The 16783-nt window shown below is 75.3% G+C and carries 17 protein-coding genes; 11 read left to right on the plus strand and 6 right to left on the minus strand.

Annotated features, from left to right (window positions below; all coding sequences use genetic code 11):
* Nucleotides 1-219: 219 nt before the first annotated feature.
* A complete protein-coding gene (gene glgP, locus DMP15_RS08145; RefSeq protein WP_073578588.1) occupies nt 220-2793 on the plus strand; it encodes an alpha-glucan family phosphorylase in 2574 nt (857 codons plus the stop codon).
* On the opposite strand, the gene DMP15_RS08150 is transcribed toward glgP, so the two are convergent.
* The 4 genes from DMP15_RS08150 to glgX form a co-directional block, all read right to left on the minus strand.
* Nucleotides 2790-3449 (minus strand): hypothetical protein, encoded by a 660-nt coding sequence (locus tag DMP15_RS08150; protein ID WP_073578480.1) that lies wholly within the window; start codon nt 3447-3449, stop codon nt 2790-2792. The two genes, glgP and DMP15_RS08150, sit on opposite strands and share 4 nt — an antisense overlap.
* A gap of 161 nt (nt 3450-3610) precedes the next feature.
* Nucleotides 3611-4111, minus strand: coding sequence for a hypothetical protein (locus DMP15_RS08155; RefSeq protein ID WP_073578479.1), 501 nt, complete (start codon nt 4109-4111; stop codon nt 3611-3613).
* Between the two features lie 93 nt (nt 4112-4204).
* On the minus strand, nt 4205-4432 hold the full coding sequence (locus DMP15_RS08160; protein WP_073578478.1) for an FmdB family zinc ribbon protein: 228 nt from the start codon (nt 4430-4432) through the stop codon (nt 4205-4207).
* 64 nt (nt 4433-4496) lie between these two features.
* Complete coding sequence (glgX, locus tag DMP15_RS08165; protein WP_073578477.1) at nt 4497-6518, minus strand: glycogen debranching protein GlgX; 2022 nt, start codon at nt 6516-6518, stop codon at nt 4497-4499.
* A 100-nt stretch (nt 6519-6618) separates the two neighbouring features.
* On the opposite strand from glgX, the gene DMP15_RS08170 reads away from it, so the two are divergent.
* The 9 genes from DMP15_RS08170 (at nt 6619) to DMP15_RS08210 (ending at nt 14682) form a co-directional block, all read left to right on the plus strand.
* On the plus strand, nt 6619-7389 hold the full coding sequence (locus DMP15_RS08170) for an ABC transporter ATP-binding protein (RefSeq protein WP_337826681.1): 771 nt from the start codon (nt 6619-6621) through the stop codon (nt 7387-7389).
* Nucleotides 7390-7537: 148 nt separating this feature from the next.
* Nucleotides 7538-8317, plus strand: a complete 780-nt coding sequence (locus DMP15_RS08175; RefSeq protein WP_073578476.1) for an enoyl-CoA hydratase/isomerase family protein — start codon at nt 7538-7540, stop codon at nt 8315-8317.
* A gap of 79 nt (nt 8318-8396) precedes the next feature.
* A complete protein-coding gene (locus DMP15_RS08180; protein ID WP_073578475.1) occupies nt 8397-9353 on the plus strand; it encodes a class I SAM-dependent methyltransferase in 957 nt (318 codons plus the stop codon).
* Complete coding sequence (gene macS, locus DMP15_RS08185) at nt 9350-10525, plus strand: MacS family sensor histidine kinase (protein ID WP_083659166.1); 1176 nt, start codon at nt 9350-9352, stop codon at nt 10523-10525. The genes DMP15_RS08180 and macS overlap by 4 nt, the downstream gene beginning before the upstream one ends.
* Complete coding sequence (locus DMP15_RS08190; RefSeq protein ID WP_073578474.1) at nt 10522-11175, plus strand: response regulator; 654 nt, start codon at nt 10522-10524, stop codon at nt 11173-11175. Before macS ends, DMP15_RS08190 begins: the two co-directional genes overlap by 4 nt.
* A 128-nt stretch (nt 11176-11303) precedes the next feature.
* Nucleotides 11304-11909 (plus strand): DedA family protein, encoded by a 606-nt coding sequence (locus DMP15_RS08195; protein WP_073578473.1) that lies wholly within the window; start codon nt 11304-11306, stop codon nt 11907-11909.
* 70 nt (nt 11910-11979) lie between these two features.
* Complete coding sequence (locus DMP15_RS08200) at nt 11980-12642, plus strand: helix-turn-helix transcriptional regulator (protein WP_083659183.1); 663 nt, start codon at nt 11980-11982, stop codon at nt 12640-12642.
* Between the two features lie 43 nt (nt 12643-12685).
* Nucleotides 12686-13207: an ArsR/SmtB family transcription factor gene (locus tag DMP15_RS08205; protein WP_301548990.1), complete on the plus strand. Its 522-nt coding sequence runs from the start codon at nt 12686-12688 to the stop codon at nt 13205-13207.
* Nucleotides 13208-13218: 11 nt separating this feature from the next.
* On the plus strand, nt 13219-14682 hold the full coding sequence (locus DMP15_RS08210) for a serine hydrolase domain-containing protein (RefSeq protein ID WP_073578471.1): 1464 nt from the start codon (nt 13219-13221) through the stop codon (nt 14680-14682).
* 113 nt (nt 14683-14795) lie between these two features.
* Here DMP15_RS08210 and DMP15_RS08215 read toward each other — a convergent pair whose 3' ends face one another.
* Nucleotides 14796-15734, minus strand: coding sequence for a nucleoside hydrolase (locus tag DMP15_RS08215; RefSeq protein ID WP_073578470.1), 939 nt, complete (start codon nt 15732-15734; stop codon nt 14796-14798).
* 33 nt (nt 15735-15767) lie between these two features.
* Entirely contained in the window at nt 15768-15971 is a 204-nt protein-coding gene (locus DMP15_RS08220; protein ID WP_073578469.1) for a hypothetical protein, read from the minus strand.
* An 81-nt stretch (nt 15972-16052) separates the two neighbouring features.
* Here DMP15_RS08220 and DMP15_RS08225 point away from each other — a divergent pair, with 81 nt between their 5' ends.
* Nucleotides 16053-16772, plus strand: a complete 720-nt coding sequence (locus DMP15_RS08225; RefSeq protein ID WP_301548989.1) for an acyltransferase — start codon at nt 16053-16055, stop codon at nt 16770-16772.
* Nucleotides 16773-16783 lie beyond the last annotated feature (11 nt).

Below are 16783 nucleotides of genomic sequence, written 5' to 3' on the forward strand. Positions count from 1 at the left end.
TCCCACCAGAGTCGAGACGGTCAGTCTGACGCCGCCACGTCACCTGTCGCCACACCCGCGGGACCATCGGCGTGAACGGATCGGAACGGATGTGGACGGAACCGATTCGACGTGCACGGACCCACTGATCCCGCGGCAGTGCGACCCTACCGGTGGGACCCCGTCCCGGCCGGGCGGGACACCGCGTGCGTGTCGGTGTTCCCGGCTACCCTCGCGGCCGTGAGAGCCCTCCGTCGTTTCACCGTCCGTGCCCAGCTCCCCGCTCCGCTCGCGCCGCTGCAGACACTGGCGACGAACCTGCGGTGGACCTGGCACGCGCCGACCCGGGACCTGTTCGCCTCCCTGGACCCCGACGCCTGGGACGCCAGCGGGCAGGACCCGGTCCGCCTGCTCGGCGAGATCCCCACCGGTCGGCTGGCCGAGCTCGCCGCGGACGACGCGGTCGCCGCCGAGGTCGCCGAGCGGGCCGCGGAGCTGGAGGCCTACCTGTCCGAGCCGCGCTGGTACGACGAGGCCGACGGCGCGGGCCGGCCGTCGGCCGTCGCGTACTTCTCGATGGAGTTCGGCGTCTCGGAGGTGCTGCCCAACTACTCCGGCGGTCTCGGCGTGCTCGCCGGCGACCACCTGAAGGCCGCCTCGGACCTGGGCGTTCCGCTCGTCGCGGTGGGGCTGCTGTACCGGTCGGGGTACTTCCGTCAGTCCCTGTCGCTCGACGGCTGGCAGCTCGAGCACTATCCGGCGATCGACCCACAGGGGTTGCCGCTGCAGCTGCTCACCGACGCCTCCGGCGCGCCGGAGCTCGTCGAGGTCGCGATGCCGGGGGACCGCACGCTGCACGCGCGGATCTGGCAGGCCGCGGTCGGGCGGGTCCCGCTGCTGCTGCTCGACACCGACATCGAGGAGAACGCCGGCTCCGACGGCGGGGCCGACCTGCGCGGGGTCACCGACCGGCTCTACGGCGGCGACCAGAACCACCGCATCCAGCAGGAGATCCTGATCGGTGTCGGCGGGGTCCGCGCGGTCCGCGCGTTCTGCCGGCTCACCGGGCACCCGACGCCGGAGGTCTTCCACACCAACGAGGGCCACGCCGGGTTCCTCGGCTGCGAGCGGATCCGCGAGCTGTGCACCGGCTCGGCGGTGTCGTCCAACGGCGCGGGACCGGCGACGGCGTCCGCGTCGTCCGGCGGGCTGGACTTCGACGAGGCGCTCGCCGCCGTCCGCGCGGGCACGGTGTTCACCACCCACACCCCGGTGCCCGCCGGCATCGACCGGTTCGGCCTGGACCTCGTGCGGCACTACCTCACCGACCGGCTGCTGCCGGGCCTGCCGACCGACCGGCTCCTCGCGCTCGGCGCCGAGGAGGATCCGGAGACGTTCAACATGGCGCACATGGGTCTGCGCCTGGCCCAGCGCGCCAACGGTGTCTCCCGGCTGCACGGGACGGTGTCGCGGGAGATGTTCGGCGGGCTGTGGGCCGGGTTCGACCGCGAGGAGGTGCCGATCGGCTCGGTCACCAACGGCGTGCACGGCCCCACCTGGGAGGCCCACCAGGTCACCGAGCTGCTCGGGGAGCCCGGCAGCAGCACCGCCGCGGTGTCCGACGCCGACGTGTGGGGCCTGCGCAACACGCTGCGGTCCCGGCTGGTCGACGAGGTCCGCCGCCGGGTGCGCGCCGCCTGGCTGGAGCGGGGTGCGTCCGAGCCGGAGCTGGGCTGGACCGACCACGTCTTCGACCGCGACGTGCTCACGGTCGGCTTCGCCCGCCGGGTCCCGACCTACAAGCGGCTCACGCTGATGCTGCGCGACGCCGACCGGCTCCGCAGCCTGCTGCTCGACCCGCACCGGCCGGTGCAGCTCGTCGTCGCGGGGAAGTCGCACCCCGCCGACGACGGCGGCAAGGCGCTCATCCAGCAGATCGTGCGCTTCGCCGACGACGCCGGCGTGCGCCACCGCATCGTCTTCCTGCCCGACTACGACATGTCGATGGCCCGCTACCTCTACTGGGGCTGCGACGTCTGGCTGAACAACCCGCTGCGCCCGCTGGAGGCCTGCGGCACCTCCGGCATGAAGTCCGCGCTCAACGGCGGGCTGAACCTGTCCATCCGCGACGGCTGGTGGGACGAGTTCTACGACGGCGCCAACGGCTGGGCCATCCCCACCGCCGACGGCGTCGAGGACCCGACCCGGCGCGACGACCTCGAGGCCAACGCCCTCTACGAGCTCATCGCCACCCAGGTCGGCCCGGCGTTCTACGACCGCGTCGACGGTGTCCCGCACCGCTGGGTCGAGATGGTCCGCCACACCCTCACCACCCTGCGGCCGAAGGTGCAGGCCACCCGGATGGTGCGGGAGTACGTGCAGGACTGGTACACCCCGGCGGCCCGCGCCGCCGCGGACGCGGCCGCGTCGGACTACGCCGTCGCCCGCGACATCGCGCAGTTCCGGGCCCGGCTGAACAAGGCGTGGAACCACGTCCGGATCACCGGTGTCGACGCGTCCGGGCTGCCCGACACCCCGGTCGTGGGGTCGCCCATGACCGTCCGGGCGGGGGTGGACCTGGCCGGGCTGGACCCGTCGGACGTGACGGTCGAGGCCGTCGTTGGGCGGGTCGACTCCTCCGACGAGCTGGCGGACCCGGTGACCGTCGCGATGGAGCACCGCGGCGACGGATCCTGGGAGGTCGCCGTGCCGCTGCCGCACGCGGGGCTGACCGGGTACACGGTGCGGGTGCTGCCGCACCACCCGCACCTGGCGTCGTCGGTCGAGCTGGGGCGGATCGTCCTGGCGGGCTAGCGCAGCGTGGTCCGGCTCGTGGTGCGCTCACCCCGCGGGGCGACGGTGGTCAGCGTGAGCTCCCGCGGTCCCGGGGGCAGCGCGCCGACCACGATGTCCTGGGTGGCGGCGTAGCCGCCGCAGGTGCCCGACCAGAGCACCCGGCCGGCCGTCGCGAGCGTGCACGGGCCGGACACGAAGGGGTCGACCGGCGCCTCGCGGGTGGCACGCACGTGCACGCGCCCGTCGGCGGCGCGGGCCGCGGTGATCGACATCGTGAGGGCGCACGGGGCCTGCTCGCCGTACGTGGTGAGGACGGCGGGCCCCGGCTCGGACCGGCTCTCGTCGACGTCGCGGCTCACCGCGCGCACCGACACCGTGAACGGCGCGACGCAGTAGTCGCCGTACACCGGGGCGCTGGTGGTGGTCTCGGTCGAGGCGGAGTGGAGGACGGCGCCCGCGTGGTCGCGGACCTCGACGTCGTAGTGGGTGCGCAGGGCGCCCTCGTTCCGGACGGGCGGGGACCAGGACACCTGCAGGCCGAGGCCGCGGGCGCCGCCGCCGGGTACGGGGGAGACCTGCAGGGCCTGCACCGGGCCGGGCGCCGTGAGCGCCTCGGCCGGCGGTGACGGCGGGGCGGGGATCGCCGCCGTCGTGAGCAGAGCGGTGGTGGCCACGGCGGCGACGGCGGTGGCGGCACGGAGAAGGCGGGGGAGCGCTCGGGGCACGTGGACTCCAGTCCCACGGGGACAGATGCTCTCGGCGTATCGGAGCAGTGTTGACGTACGTCACACGTTCGAGCGGAATACGCCCGTCCGGCCCAGTAATGGTGTGGCGGTCAGTCGCCGCAGACGGGCAGCGGGGTGTGGGCACCGGGGATCTCGCCGTGCTGGGGGAAGTACCAGGTCAGCGTGCGGTAGGCCGGACGCCCGGCGCAGGTGCCCGGGTCGGCCGCGACCACCGTCGCCCGTTCCCGGGTCGCGGCGGCGAGCGGCTGCCCGGGGGCGGCGTAGGCGGCCGTCCCGGTGCCGGTGGCGGTCGGGCCGCCCCAGCTCTGCCACGTCAGGTCCTCGACGATGCCGGTGGAGCTCGCCCTGCCGAGGCCGACCAGCGGCGGCCGCGCGGTCCCGAGACCGCGGGCCTGCGGCCGGTCCGGGCTGCCGAGCACGATCGTCACCGGCGGTCCGGTGCCGGTCGACGCGGAGTCCGACGGTGCGGCGTCGGCGGACGCGCTCGGGCCCGCCGCGGTCTCCGCGCCGCGGGTCGGGGCGAGCGGGGAGGAACCCGCACAGCCCGCGCCCAGGACACCGACCAGCAGGACGGCCGGGAGCACGAGCACGACGCGCCGGGCCGCCCGTGACCTCCCACCGCCCGCCGGACCTCCGCCCGCCGGACCGTGGTCCGAGGGGGCGGGACCCGTCGTCGGCACGGGTCAGCCGCCGCAGCACCCGCCGCCGCAGCAGCCCCCGCCGCCACCGGCCGGGGTCATCGCGGGCCGGGGTGCGGCACCGGACCGGCCGCCGAGCGCGATCGTCGAGAGCAGCTTGACGGTGTCCGCGTGCCCGTGCGGGCAGTCCGCCGGGTCCGACGACGCGGCCATCGGCCGTTCGACCTCGAACGTCGTGGCGCACTCGCGGCAGCGGAACTCGTAGCGCGGCATGCGCGGAGCCTACGCTGCCCGGCCCGTCGGACCCAGCTCCCCGAACCCGGCTGGCCGGGTCCGGTCAGCGGCTGCGCAGCAGGCGTACCGAGCGGGGCGGCAGGACGATCGTCGCCCCGGCGTCGAGCGGGGTGGTGTCGGCGGGGGTGCCGTCGGGCGCGGTCGAGTCCAGGACCGGGTCGAATCCGTGGTCGCTGGGCAGCACGCAGTCGGCGGGCTCGTCGCCGGCGTGCAGGACCAGCAGCCAGTAGTCGGCCAGCAGCAGCGCGAGGGTGCGGCGGCCGCCGTCGTGCCAGTCCCCGGGCTCCATCGGCCGCCCGGACGGGTCCCACCAGAGGACCTCGCCGTCGACGTAGAACTGGTCGCGGTGCAGCACCGGTGACTCGTGGCGCAGTGCGGCGACCTTGGCGGTGAACGCCTCCATCGCCGTGGTCTCGTCGGTGCGGGTCCAGTCCACCCAGGAGGTCTCGTCGTCGCGGCAGTAGGCGTTGTTGTTGCCGTCCTGGGTGCGCCAGCGCTCGTCGCCACCGGTGATCATCGGGGTGCCGATCGACAGCAGCAGCGTCGCCATCATCGCCCGGGCCGTGGCCTGCCGGGCGGCGCGGATGCCGGCGTCGTCGGTCGGGCCCTCGGCGCCGTGGTTCTGCGAGCGGTTGTCGTCGGTGCCGTCGCGGTTGTTCTCGCCGTTGCCCTCGTTGTGCTTGTGCTCGTAGGACACGAGGTCGCGCAGGGTGAAGCCGTCGTGGGCGGTGACGAAGTTGACCGAGGCCCACGGGCGACGCCCGGAGTGCTGGTAGATGTCGGAGCTGCCGGTCAGCCGCGACGCCAGCTCGGCGACGCCGCCGTGGCCGCGCCAGAAGTCGCGCACCGCGTCGCGGTAACGGCCGTTCCACTCCGACCACGCCACGCCGAACCCGCCGACGCGGTAGCCCTCGCCGGTCGCGTCCCACGGCTCGGCGATCAACTTGGTCGTCGACAGGGTCGGGTCCTGGGCGATCGCGGTGAGCAGTGCGGAGTCCGGGGAGAACGGACCCGACCGCGGGCGACCGAGCACCGAGGCGAGGTCGATCCGGAACCCGTCGACGCCGTAGGCGTGCACCCAGTGCCGCATGGCGTCGCAGACCAACCGGATCACCGTGGGGGAGCCGGCGTCGAGGGTGTTGCCGGTGCCGGTGATGTCGGCGTCGTGCCCGGACCCGCCGAGCGAGTAGTACGCCGGCGCGTCGAGGCCGCGGTAGGACAGGGTGGTGCCGCCGACCCCGCCCTCGCAGGTGTGGTTGGGGACGATGTCGAGGACGACCTCGATCCCGGCCGCGTGCAGGGTGTCGACGAGGTAGCGGAACTCCGCGACCTCGTTGCCGGGGTCCGAGGCGTAGCCGGCGTGCGGGGCGAGGAAGCCCAGCGTGGCGTAGCCCCAGTAGTTCGGCGCGCCCCGCTCCAGCAGCGGTGGCTCGGGGGCGTTGGCCTGCACCGGGAGCAGCTCGACGGCCGTCACCCCGGTCCGCTGCAGCTGCGCGATCACCGCCGGGTGGGCCAGCCCGAGGTAGGTGCCACGGTGCGCCTCGGGCACCTCGGGGTGGAGCTTCGTCCAGCCGCGCACGTGGATCTCCGAGATCACCGTCTCCGACCACGGCACGTCCGGGCGGGGTGGGCGCGGCGCGGCGTCGGTGGCGGTGACGACCGACAGCGGCACCGAGCCGAGCGAGTCGACGGTGCTGGGCCGCCCGGACATCGGGTCGCCGTCCCACCCGCGGGCGGCGACGACGTCGGTGACGGTGCCGGTGATCCGCGCGGCGTAGGGGTCGACGAGGATCTTGTGCGGGTTCGCGCGCAGCCCGTGGAACGGCCGGTACTCGCCGTGCACCCGGTAGCCGTAGCGCTGACCGGGCCGCACCCCGGGCACGTGGCCGTGCCACACGCCGAAGGTGTGTTCACGCAGCTCGACGCGCCGCTCGGTGAGACCACCGCCCTCACCGTCGGCGGCGCCGTCGATCAGGCACACCTCGACGGTCTCGGCGCTGGTGGTGGCGACCGCGAAGCGGGTCCCGTGGTCGTCGGGGTGGGCACCGAGGGGGAAGACAGGCACGATCGGCCAGGATAGGGGGGTGACTTCGCCCCGAACCCCGTCCGCGCCCGGTGTCACACCCGTTTCCACCCCGATCGACGACGAGGACGTGGTCGTCAGGATGGACGGCGTCACCGTCCGCCGCGGCGACACCATCCTGCTCGATGCCGTCGACTGGCGGGTGGAACTCGACGAGCGCTGGGTCGTCCTCGGCCCGAACGGCGCCGGCAAGACGACCCTGCTCCGGCTCGCCGGTGCGGAGCTGCACCCGACCGCCGGCACCGTCCATGTGCTCGGTGAGCGCATGGGCCGGGTCAACGTCTTCGAGCTCCGCACCCGGATCGGTCTCACCTCGGCGAACCTGGGCGTCCGGATCCCGGGCGACGAGATCGTCTCCGACGTCGTCGTCTCCGCGGGCTACGCGGTCCTCGGGCGCTGGCGCGAGGAGTACGAGCGCGACGACACCGGCCGCGCCGAGCAGCTGCTGGGCCAGCTCGGCATGGCGGGGTTCGCCGGGCGCGCGTACGGCACGCTCTCCGAGGGCGAGCGCAAGCGGACCCTGATCGCCCGCGCGCTGATGACCGACCCGGAACTGCTGCTGCTCGACGAGCCCGCCGCCGGGCTGGACCTCGGCGGCCGCGAGGACCTCGTCACCCGGCTCGCCGACCTCGCCGACGACCCGTACGCCCCGGCGTCGGTGCTGGTCACCCACCACGTCGAGGAGATCCCGCCGAACTACAGCCACGGGCTGCTGCTGCGTGAAGGGCGTGTGGTCGCCGCGGGGCTCCTGGACGAGGTCATGACCTCCGAGCCGCTGTCGGAGACGTTCGGGCTGCCGCTGACCGTCGAGCGCCGCGGCAACGGACGGTTCACCGCCCACCGGCGCGACTGATCCGCCGCCGGGCGCCGGTGCCCGCACCCGCGTGGGGCGACCGTCGCGCGGGTCGCCGCGAACCGGGACGGGACGCCACGCGGGCCGAGGCGGCCGGGTCGGATCACTGCGCGCTCCAGGGCGCCGGAGGCGACTAGGGTCCGCAGACGTGACCGAATTCGTGAGCCTGTCCGTGGACGAGGGCGTCGGGACGATCCGGATCGACCGCCCGCCGATGAACGCCCTGAACCGTCAGATCCAGGGTGAGCTGCTGGAGGTGGCCGACGAGGCCGCCACCCGCGCCGACGTGCGTGCGGTCGTCGTGTACGGCGGGGAGAAGACCTTCGCCGCGGGTGCGGACGTCAAGGAGATGGCGTCGATGTCCTACTCGGACATGGCGCCGCAGGCGCGGCGGCTGTCCGCCGGGCTGGGGGCCGTCTCGACGATCCCGAAGCCGACCGTCGCCGCGGTGACCGGTTACGCCCTCGGCGGCGGCCTGGAGGTCGTACTCGGGGCCGACCGGCGCATCGCGGGGGACAACGTCAAGCTCGGCTTCCCGGAGATCCTGCTCGGCATCTTCCCGGGTGGCGGCGGCACCCAGCGCGCCGCGCGACTGATCGGGCCGTCGCGCACCAAGGACCTGATCTACACCGGCCGCATGGTGAAGGCCGACGAGGCGCTGGCGATCGGGCTGGTGGACGAGGTCGTCCCGGCCGACGAGGTCTACACCCGCGCCGTCGCCTGGGCGCAGCAGTTCACCGCGGGCCCCGCCCTGGCCTACGCCGCCGCCAAGAAGGCGATCGACAACGGCCTCGACACCGACCTGCGTACCGGCCTGGACATTGAGTCCGAGCTGTTCGCGGGCGTGTTCGCCACCGACGACGCGAAGGCCGGCATGGCCAGCTTCGTCGAGAACGGCCCCGGCAAGGCCACCTTCACCGGCCGCTGAGCCGTCCGCCCCCGCCCGGACGCGCGACGCGCCCGGGCGGGGAGCAGGTCGGCGGCCGTGTTCTGCGAAACTCCTACTCATGAGTTCGGACCCGGCGCCCACCCCGCACGCCACCGCCGAGCAGGTCGAGGCGGCCTGGCACGACCCGAAGCTCGCCAACGTGCTCTACCACGACTGGGAGGCGGGCACCTACGACGAGAAGTGGTCGATCAGCTACGACGAGCGCTGCATCGACTACGCCGCGGGCCGATTCCGTGCCGCGGCCCCGTGGGACGGCCGCCCCTACCTGCGCGCCCTGGAACTGGGCAGCGGCACCGGGTTCTTCCTGCTGAACCTGATGCAGGCCGGTGTCGCCGAGCGCGGCGTCGTCACCGACCTGTCGCCGGGGATGGTCGACGCCGCCACCCGCAACGCCGAGCACCTCGGGCTGGAGGTGGAGGGTGCCGTCGTCGACGGTGAGCACATCCCGTTCCCCGACGACAGCTTCGACCTCGTCGTCGGGCACGCGGTGCTGCACCACATCCCCGACGTCGAGGCCGCGTTCCGTGAGGTCCTGCGGGTGCTGGAGCCGGGCGGGCGGTTCGTGTTCGCGGGCGAGCCCACCACCGTCGGCGACGCCTACGCCCGCACGCTCGGCCAGTGGACCTGGAAGGCAACGACCACCCTGACGAAGCTCCCGGCCCTGCGGGGCTGGCGGCGCCCGCAGCACGAGCTCGACGAGTCCTCCCGGGCCGCCGCGCTGGAGTCGGTCGTCGACATCCACACCTTCGACCCGGCCGACCTGGAGCGCACCGCGACCCGGGCCGGGGCAGAGGGAGTGCGGGCCTCCACCGAGGAGTTCGCCGCCGCCATGCTGGGCTGGCCGGTGCGGACCTTCGAGGCGGCCGTCCCGCCCGGAAAGCTCGGCTGGAACTGGGCGATGTTCGCCTACCACGGCTGGCAGCGGCTGTCCTGGCTCGACGAGCACGTCCTGAACCGGGTCGTGCCGCGCAGCTGGTTCTACAACGCCCTGATCACCGGTACCAAGCCGAGATGAGCGATCGGCCCCGGCGCGGCGCGCTGTCGGTCAGCATGGACGACGTGGAGCACCCGCTGGAGCCGTTCTGGCGCGGCGTCATCGCCTACCGCCTGCTCACGCTGCTGACGGTCGTCGGCGTGACGCTCTACCACCTGCCCACCGGCTACGAACGTCCGCCGGCCGCGGTCGGCGTGCTCGTCGTGATGGCGGTGTGGACGGCCGTGACGTCATGGGGCTACCTCGGCGGGCTGCCCGGCGCCCCGGACCGCCGCGGCCTGCTCGCCCTGGCCGACCTCGGCGTCTGCGTCGCGATCATGGCGACCACGCCGCTGGTCGTCCGGGTCGCCCACCTCGACGAGGGCGGCCCCGGCATGGGGTCGATCTGGACCTCCGGCGGGGTGCTGGCCTGCGCGGTCGCGTTCCGGATCACCGGCGGGGTGCTCGCCGCCGCCGTGATCTCGGTGGCGCTGGTGCTGTCCAAGCAGCGGTTCGGGGTGCTGGAGCTGGGCGACATGCAGCTGCTCCTGCTGGCCGGGCTGACCGTCGGGTTCGCCGCGCACGTGCTCGACCGCACCGCCGCCCGGCTGCGCCGCCTCGTCGCCGAACAGGCCGCCACCGCCGAACGCGAGCGGCTCACCCGGGCCGTGCACGACGGAGTCCTGCAGGTGCTGGCGCACGTCCAGCGCCGCGGCGCCGAGCTGGGCGGCGGGGCGACCGAGCTCGGCGTGCTCGCCGGAGAGCAGGAGACCGCGCTGCGTGCGCTGCTGTCCGGGCCGGGGACCACCGACGCGTCCGGGTGCCGCGACCTCGCCGCCGCGCTGCGGATCCTCGCCTCGGACCGGGTCACCGTCTCGGCCCCCGGACGTCCGGTCGAGCTGGGCCGGCCGGTCGTCGACGAGGTGGAGGGCGCGGTGCGGGCCGCGCTCGCGAACGTGGCGCTGCACGCCGGGGCGGACGCGCGCGCGTGGGTGCTGGTCGAGGAGCTGCCCGGGGCGGTCGAGGTCAGCGTCCGCGACGACGGCCCCGGCATCCCCGAGGGCCGCCTCGCCGAGGCCGAGGCGCAGGGCCGGATGGGGGTGTCCCGCTCCATCCGTGGCCGCGTCGGCGACGTCGGCGGGACACTGACGCTGGACACCGGACCGGACATCGGGACCGAATGGGTCATCCGGGTCCCCAGGGAGGACACATGAGCATCCGGGTGATGGTCGTCGACGACCACCCGATCTGGCGCGAGGGCGTGGCCCGCGACCTCGCCGAGCGCGGCCTCGACGTCGTCGCGACGGCCCCGGACGCGCCCGCGGCCGTCCGGATCGCGACGGCCGTGCGGCCGGACGTGATCCTCATGGACCTCAACCTGGGCGTGACCTCCGGCGTGGACGCGATCGCCGGGATCGGGCAGCAGAGCCCGGACAGCCGCGTACTGGTGCTGTCGGCCTCCGGTGAGCACGCCGACGTCCTGGAGGCGGTCAAGGCCGGTGCGCTCGGCTACCTGGTGAAGTCCGCCGGGGTCGACGAGCTGCTGGAGGCCATCCGGCGCACCGCCGACGGCGTCGCCGTGTTCACCCCGGGGCTGGCCGGGCTGGTGCTGGGGGAGTACCGGCGGCTCGCCGACGCCCCGCGTCCCGCCGACGGCGCGCCCGCCGTCCCGGCACTCACCGACCGCGAGACCGAGGTGCTGCGCCTGGTCGCGAAGGGCATGACGGCCAAGCAGATCGCGGCGAAGCTCGTCGTCTCGCACCGGACCGTCGAGAGCCACGTGCAGAACACCCTGCGCAAGCTGCAGCTGCACAACCGCAGCCAGCTCGTCCGGTACGCCATCGAGCAGGGCCTCGCGGACTGAGCAGGCGGGGCGGTGCGTTCCCTGCGGTGAGCGGAGTGAACCCGTAACGGGGGCCACCCCCATCACGAACAGGTCACGGGACCGGGCAGACTCGGCTCCGCCCCCGACGCTCGACCTCCGGAGAGCCCGTGACCGACCCGAGCGCCCTGATCGGGTACCTGCTCCAGAGCCCCTGGCTGGTGCCCCTGCTCGCCGTCGCCGTGATGTGCGACGGGCCGCTCCCGTTCCTGCCGAGCGAGCCGGTGCTGTTCAGCGCCACGGCCGCCGCACTGGCGGACGGCGACCGGTGGCGGATCGTGGCCCTGTTCGGTGCCGCGGTGGTCGGGTCGCTGCTCGGCGACGCGGTGCTCTACGGCGCGGGACGCAGCTCCCACTCGGTCGTCCGGGGCACCCGTCGCGGTGACGGGACCGGCGCCTGGGTCCGCCGCCACCTGCATCGCCGACCGGTCGCCGCGCTGGTCGCGACCCGGCTGCTGCCCGGCGGACGGCTGGCGAGCGTGTCCGCGGCCGGCCGGGTCCGGCTGCCGCTGCGCGCGTTCCTGCCCGCGACCGTCGCGAGCGCCCTGGTGTGGAGCACCTGGATGACCGGCATCGGCGTCCTGGTCGGGCCGATCACGCACGGCGACCCGCTGATGTCGGTGCTCGCCGGGTTCGTCCTCGCGGCGCTCGTCGCCTCCGCGGCGGCCGCGGCCAAGGCGCTGCTGCGGCTGCGCCGCCCCGTCGTCGCGGTCTGAGCCCGCCCGGCCCGTTCGCGCCGAACCGGCGGGTTCCGCGCCGTTCGGACGGCCTACTGTGCTGCGGCACATGGCAAGCTGGGCCGTCCGGACGAACGGGGCGGGGAGAACTGAGGACGTGCACGACGACGGCGACCGGGTCTCGGCGGTGGCGGTGGGGCGGCCGGTGGTGCCGCCGGGGGTCGAGGTCGTGGCCCACGTGCCGCCCGCGCCCGCCGAGGGGGCCGCGGCTGCGGTCGACCGCGCCCGGCCCGGTCTGGTCCTGGTCGACCTGACCGGCCCCGAGGGTGTGGCGCCCGCGGTGATCGCCGCCGTGCTCGCCCGCGTGCCGGACGCGGCGGTGCTCGCCGTCGCCGGTGCGGTCGCCGACCACGCCCGGGTCCTCGACGCGGTACGGGCCGGGGCGACCGGCGTCGCGACCGGTGCCGACCCCCGGGAGCTGGCCGCCGTCGCCGCCGCGGCCGCCGCCGGGCGTCCCGCGTTCTCCCCGGGGCTGGCCGACGTCGTCCTGGAGTCGGTCGCGGCCCCCACACACGCGGTGCCCGAGCTCAGCCCGCGCGAGTCCGAGGTGCTGCGGCTGGTGGTCGAGGGGCTCACCGCCAAGCAGATCGCGGCCCGGCTCGTGCTGTCCCCGCGCACGGTCGAGAACCACGTGCAGCGGCTGCTGCGCAAGTTCGAGGTGCCCGGCCGTGCGGCCCTCGTCCGGCACGCGATCGAGTACGGGCTCGCCTGAACGTCGTTTGTGCGTTTCCACGTACTTCCGTATTTTGAGGTGCGTGAGCGGCATCGAGGAGCGGCTGCGCGCCGTCGAACAGGCCGTCGTCGAGCTGCAGGAGGCCCTGCGGGCCGCCGACCGACCGGACGCCGTCGGGCCCGCGGACACCTCCGTCCCCGACGACGACGCGCTGTGGGCGCTGACCGGGCTGGAGGCCCGCAGCCCCGGCGCGGTGCTGATGGCCGGCAGCGTCGGGCTCCCCGGCGACGAGGGCACCGTCCGCTGGCAGTACGCCCGCCCGGGCGAGGTCCTGCTCGACGCCGACTGGCCCGAGCTGAGCGCGACCCTCGACGCGCTCGCCCACCCCGCGCGGCTCGCGATCCTGCAGCACGTGCTGGGTGGCGTGCACAGCACCGCCGAGCTGCTGGAACAGCCCTCGGTGGGCACGACCGGCCAGCTGCACCACCACCTGCGCCAGCTCGTCGCCGCCGGCTGGCTGGCCTCGACCCGGCGCGGCCACTACGAGGTCCCGGCCGCCCGGGTCGTCCCGCTGCTGGTCACCGTCCTGGCCGCGCACCGCTGAGAGGACCCGCCATGACCGCCACCACCTCCGCGCCCGCCGGGGTCGGACGCCGCATCGGGACCGTCGCCGCTGTCGCCGCCGTGTTGGCGGTGCTCGTCGGCGTGGTCGCCGGCCCCGAGCACCGACGGCTCGGGCCGCAGACCACCGGCGATCCGGCCCTGGCCGAGCGGGTCCGGGCCGCCGCGGGCGGGCACGGCGGCTACCGGTCGCTCGCCGTCGCCGAGGTCACGCCGACGACGGTCACCACCTCCGGGCTCGGCCCCGCGGACATCGGGGCCCCCTTCGAGATCGGGTCGGTCACCAAGACGTTCACGGCCGCGTTGTTCGCCGACGCGGTGACCCGCGGCGAGGTCCGCCCCGACGACCCGCTCGAGCGCGCACTGCCGGAGCTGACGGGCACCCCGGCGGGCGCGGTCACGCTCGCCTCGCTCGCCCAGCACCGCTCCGGGCTGCCGGCGCTGGGGGCGACCGCCGCCGCCCGGGCCCTGGCCACGACGGTGAACCTGAACCCGTACGCGTCGACGACCACCGCGCAGCTCCTCGACGACGCCCGCGCCGCCGCGGTCGACCCGCAGCAGCCGCCGACGTACTCCAACTTCGGCGTCGCGCTGCTCGGGACCGCGGTCGTCCGCGCCGCCGGCGCCGACGGGTACCCGCAGCTGGTCGCGGACCGGATCACGGGGCCCCTCGGCATGACCTCGACGAGCTTCGCCGCCACCGGCGCGCAGGTCCCGGACACCGCGGTCCCCGGGCACCGCGACAACGGCCGCCCCGCGCCCCGCTGGGCCGGCGAGGGCTACCTGCCTGCCGGGAGCTCCACGTTCTCGACCGTCGACGACCTCGCGCGCTGGGCCGCGGCCCAGCTCACCGGCGCCGCACCCGGCACCGGCGCGCTGGTCCCGACCGCGCAGGACGACCCCGGCACGTCGATCGGCTGGATCTGGGTCACCAGCGGGGCCACCGGCGCCGACGGCGCCCGGTACCCCTACGTCTGGCACAACGGAGGCACCGCCGGGTTCAGCAGCATGCTGGCCCTCGACCGCGAGGGCGGGCGGGCGGTCGTCGTGCTCGGCGACACCACCGCCGGGGTCGAACCGGTCGCCCGCACCCTGCTGTTCGGCACACCCCCGTCCGACGAAGGCGCGGACCTGCTCGCGTGGGCGCCGGCCGCGATCGCGGCGTTCTTCTCGCTGCTCGCGCTGCGCCGCGCGCTGCGGGAGGGTGCGCTGCTGCCGATCGCCGACGGCCTGCTGACCGCGGTGTTCGGGCTGGTGCTGCTGTGGAACCGGGGCCCGTGGGCCTCGGTCGGCGGCTGGGTGTGGGGGCTCGCGCTCGCACCGGCCGCCGCAGCGCTGGCGGTCGCGGTGCTGCGGGGCCGGGGGCTGCCGCTGCACCCGGCCGGGCGCACCGTCACGGCATGGGCCGGGCCCGGTGTCTCGGCACTGCTGGTCGCCGTGGTGGTGTGGGCCGGCTGAGCTGCGGGCGCGCGCTGCACGGAGGCGAGAGGCGCGCCGCGCAGTGCTGCCGCCGCACCGACCCGCGGGTGCCGGGTGCGGGGACACACCGCGTCGGGCCGTCGCCGCGCCGGCTACGGGCGCGCGGTGAGCCGGGCCAGCGCCGCGTCGAGGACGGCCGGCACGTCCGGCGCGGACAGCACGTCCACCGGGCGGGTGCCGGGTCCGGCGGGCACGGTCGCCCCGCGGGCGGGGCCGAACCCGGTGTCCACGGTCAGCGCCGTCGGCGTCGGCGTCAGCGACCCGGGTGCGACGCACTCCAGCAGCGCCGTCGCGTCGTGCAGGGCGACCGCGTCGCGGCCGTAGCGTTCCCGGTAGAACCGCATGTACGGGGCGATCATCGCGGCCAGCTCGGCGCCGACCGGGTCGGCGTCGCCCAGTGCGGCGACCCACTCCGGGCCCGCGGCACAGCCCAGCGTGGTCTCCAGGGGCACCAGCGCGACCGGCACGGAGCCCTCGCCGGGGTCCTGGGCCAGGACACGGTGGGCGGCCTCCGGGTCGGCGTGGACGTTGAACTCGGCGGCACCGGTGACGTTCCCGCCGCCGATCGCCCCGCCCATGACGACGACCCGCTCGATCCGCCCCACCAGATCCGGGCGGGCGGCCAGCAGGATCGCGGTGTCGGTGAGCGGGCCGATCGAGGCGATCGTGACCGGCTCGGTCGCCTCCTCGAGGACCCGCGCCATCAACGCGGCCCCGGACCCGGGCATCGGTGCGGCGGGGCCGGGCAGCGACGCAGCGCGCCCGCCGAGCCCGTCGGAGCCGTGCACGTGCCCGGCCCGCCGCTCGAGCCGGTGCACCAGCGGCCGCGCCGCGCCGACCCCCAGCGGGACGTCCGGGCGCCCGGCGAGGGCGAGCAGGCGACCCGCGTTGGGCAGGGTGGCGTCCAGTCCGACGTTGCCGAAGGTGGCGACGACGGCCCGGACGTCCACCTCGGGGCTGCGCAGGGCCAGCACGAGCGCGACGGCGTCGTCGACGCCGGGATCGGTCGAGATGATCAGGGGGCGGGGCACACCGGCGAGCCTACGACCGGCCCGCCGGGGTGATCACTCGCTGCGGGTGGGCTCGTCCTCGTTGTCCGCCTCGACCTCGCGGGCGGCCGCCCCGGTGGCCCCGGAGTCGTCGGTCGTCGCGTCGGGCCGCGGGTTGCCTGCCTTGTCCGTGTCGACGCGGGAGGTGCCGCCTCCTCCGGAGGTCAGCTCGTCGGTGCCGACGTCGGTGCCGTCGTCGGGCTGGCGGTGCTCGCTCACAAGCGGACCTCTCGGGTGGGGTACGGGTACTCGCCGGAGGTACCCGTCGCCGGTGGGGTGCACACGCCTAGTCTCTGCCGGGTGCGACGTCCGCCGATCCCCGACGCCGACCCGGAGCAGGCGAAGCTGTTCAGCCTCACCTCGCTGCGCTGGATCCTGCGCCACCGCGCGTACAGCCCCTGGTACCTGCGGCGGTACTGGCGGCTGGCGAAGCTGCGACTGCGGCACCCGCACGTCGTACTGCGCGGCATGGTGTTCCTGGGCCGGGACGTGACGATCGAGGCCCGACCCGGATTCGGGCGGCTCGAGATCGGCCGCTGGGTGCACATCGGCGACGGCACCGCCCTGCGCTGCCACGAGGGTTCGATGCGGATCGGCGACAAGGTCGTGTTCGGCCGGGACAACACCGTCAACTGCTACCTCGACGTCGAGATCGGCGCGACGACGCTCGTCGCCGACTGGGTCTACGTCACCGACTTCGACCACCGCACCTCCGACGTCCGGCGCCCGATCAAGGACCAGGGCATCGTGAAGTCGCCGGTCCGGATCGGCGAGGGCTGCTGGCTCGGGGTGAAGACCTCGGTGCTGCGCGGCACCCGGATCGGCCCGGGCAGCGTGCTCGGGGCGCACGCGGTCGCGCGGGGGGACATCCCCGCGGAGTCGATCGCCGTCGGGACCCCGGCCCGGGTGGTGCGCGACCGGCGGGCCGACTACGAGGCCGCCGCCGCCGAGCGCGCCGCGGTCGCGGACATGGCACGCAAGGCCGACCGGGCCCTGCAGGCCCGGCTCGACCGGGCCTGAGCCGCGCCGCG

The organism is Pseudonocardia sp. UM4_GMWB1 (assembly GCF_017312155.1).
Lineage (GTDB): Bacteria > Actinomycetota > Actinomycetes > Mycobacteriales > Pseudonocardiaceae > Pseudonocardia > Pseudonocardia alni.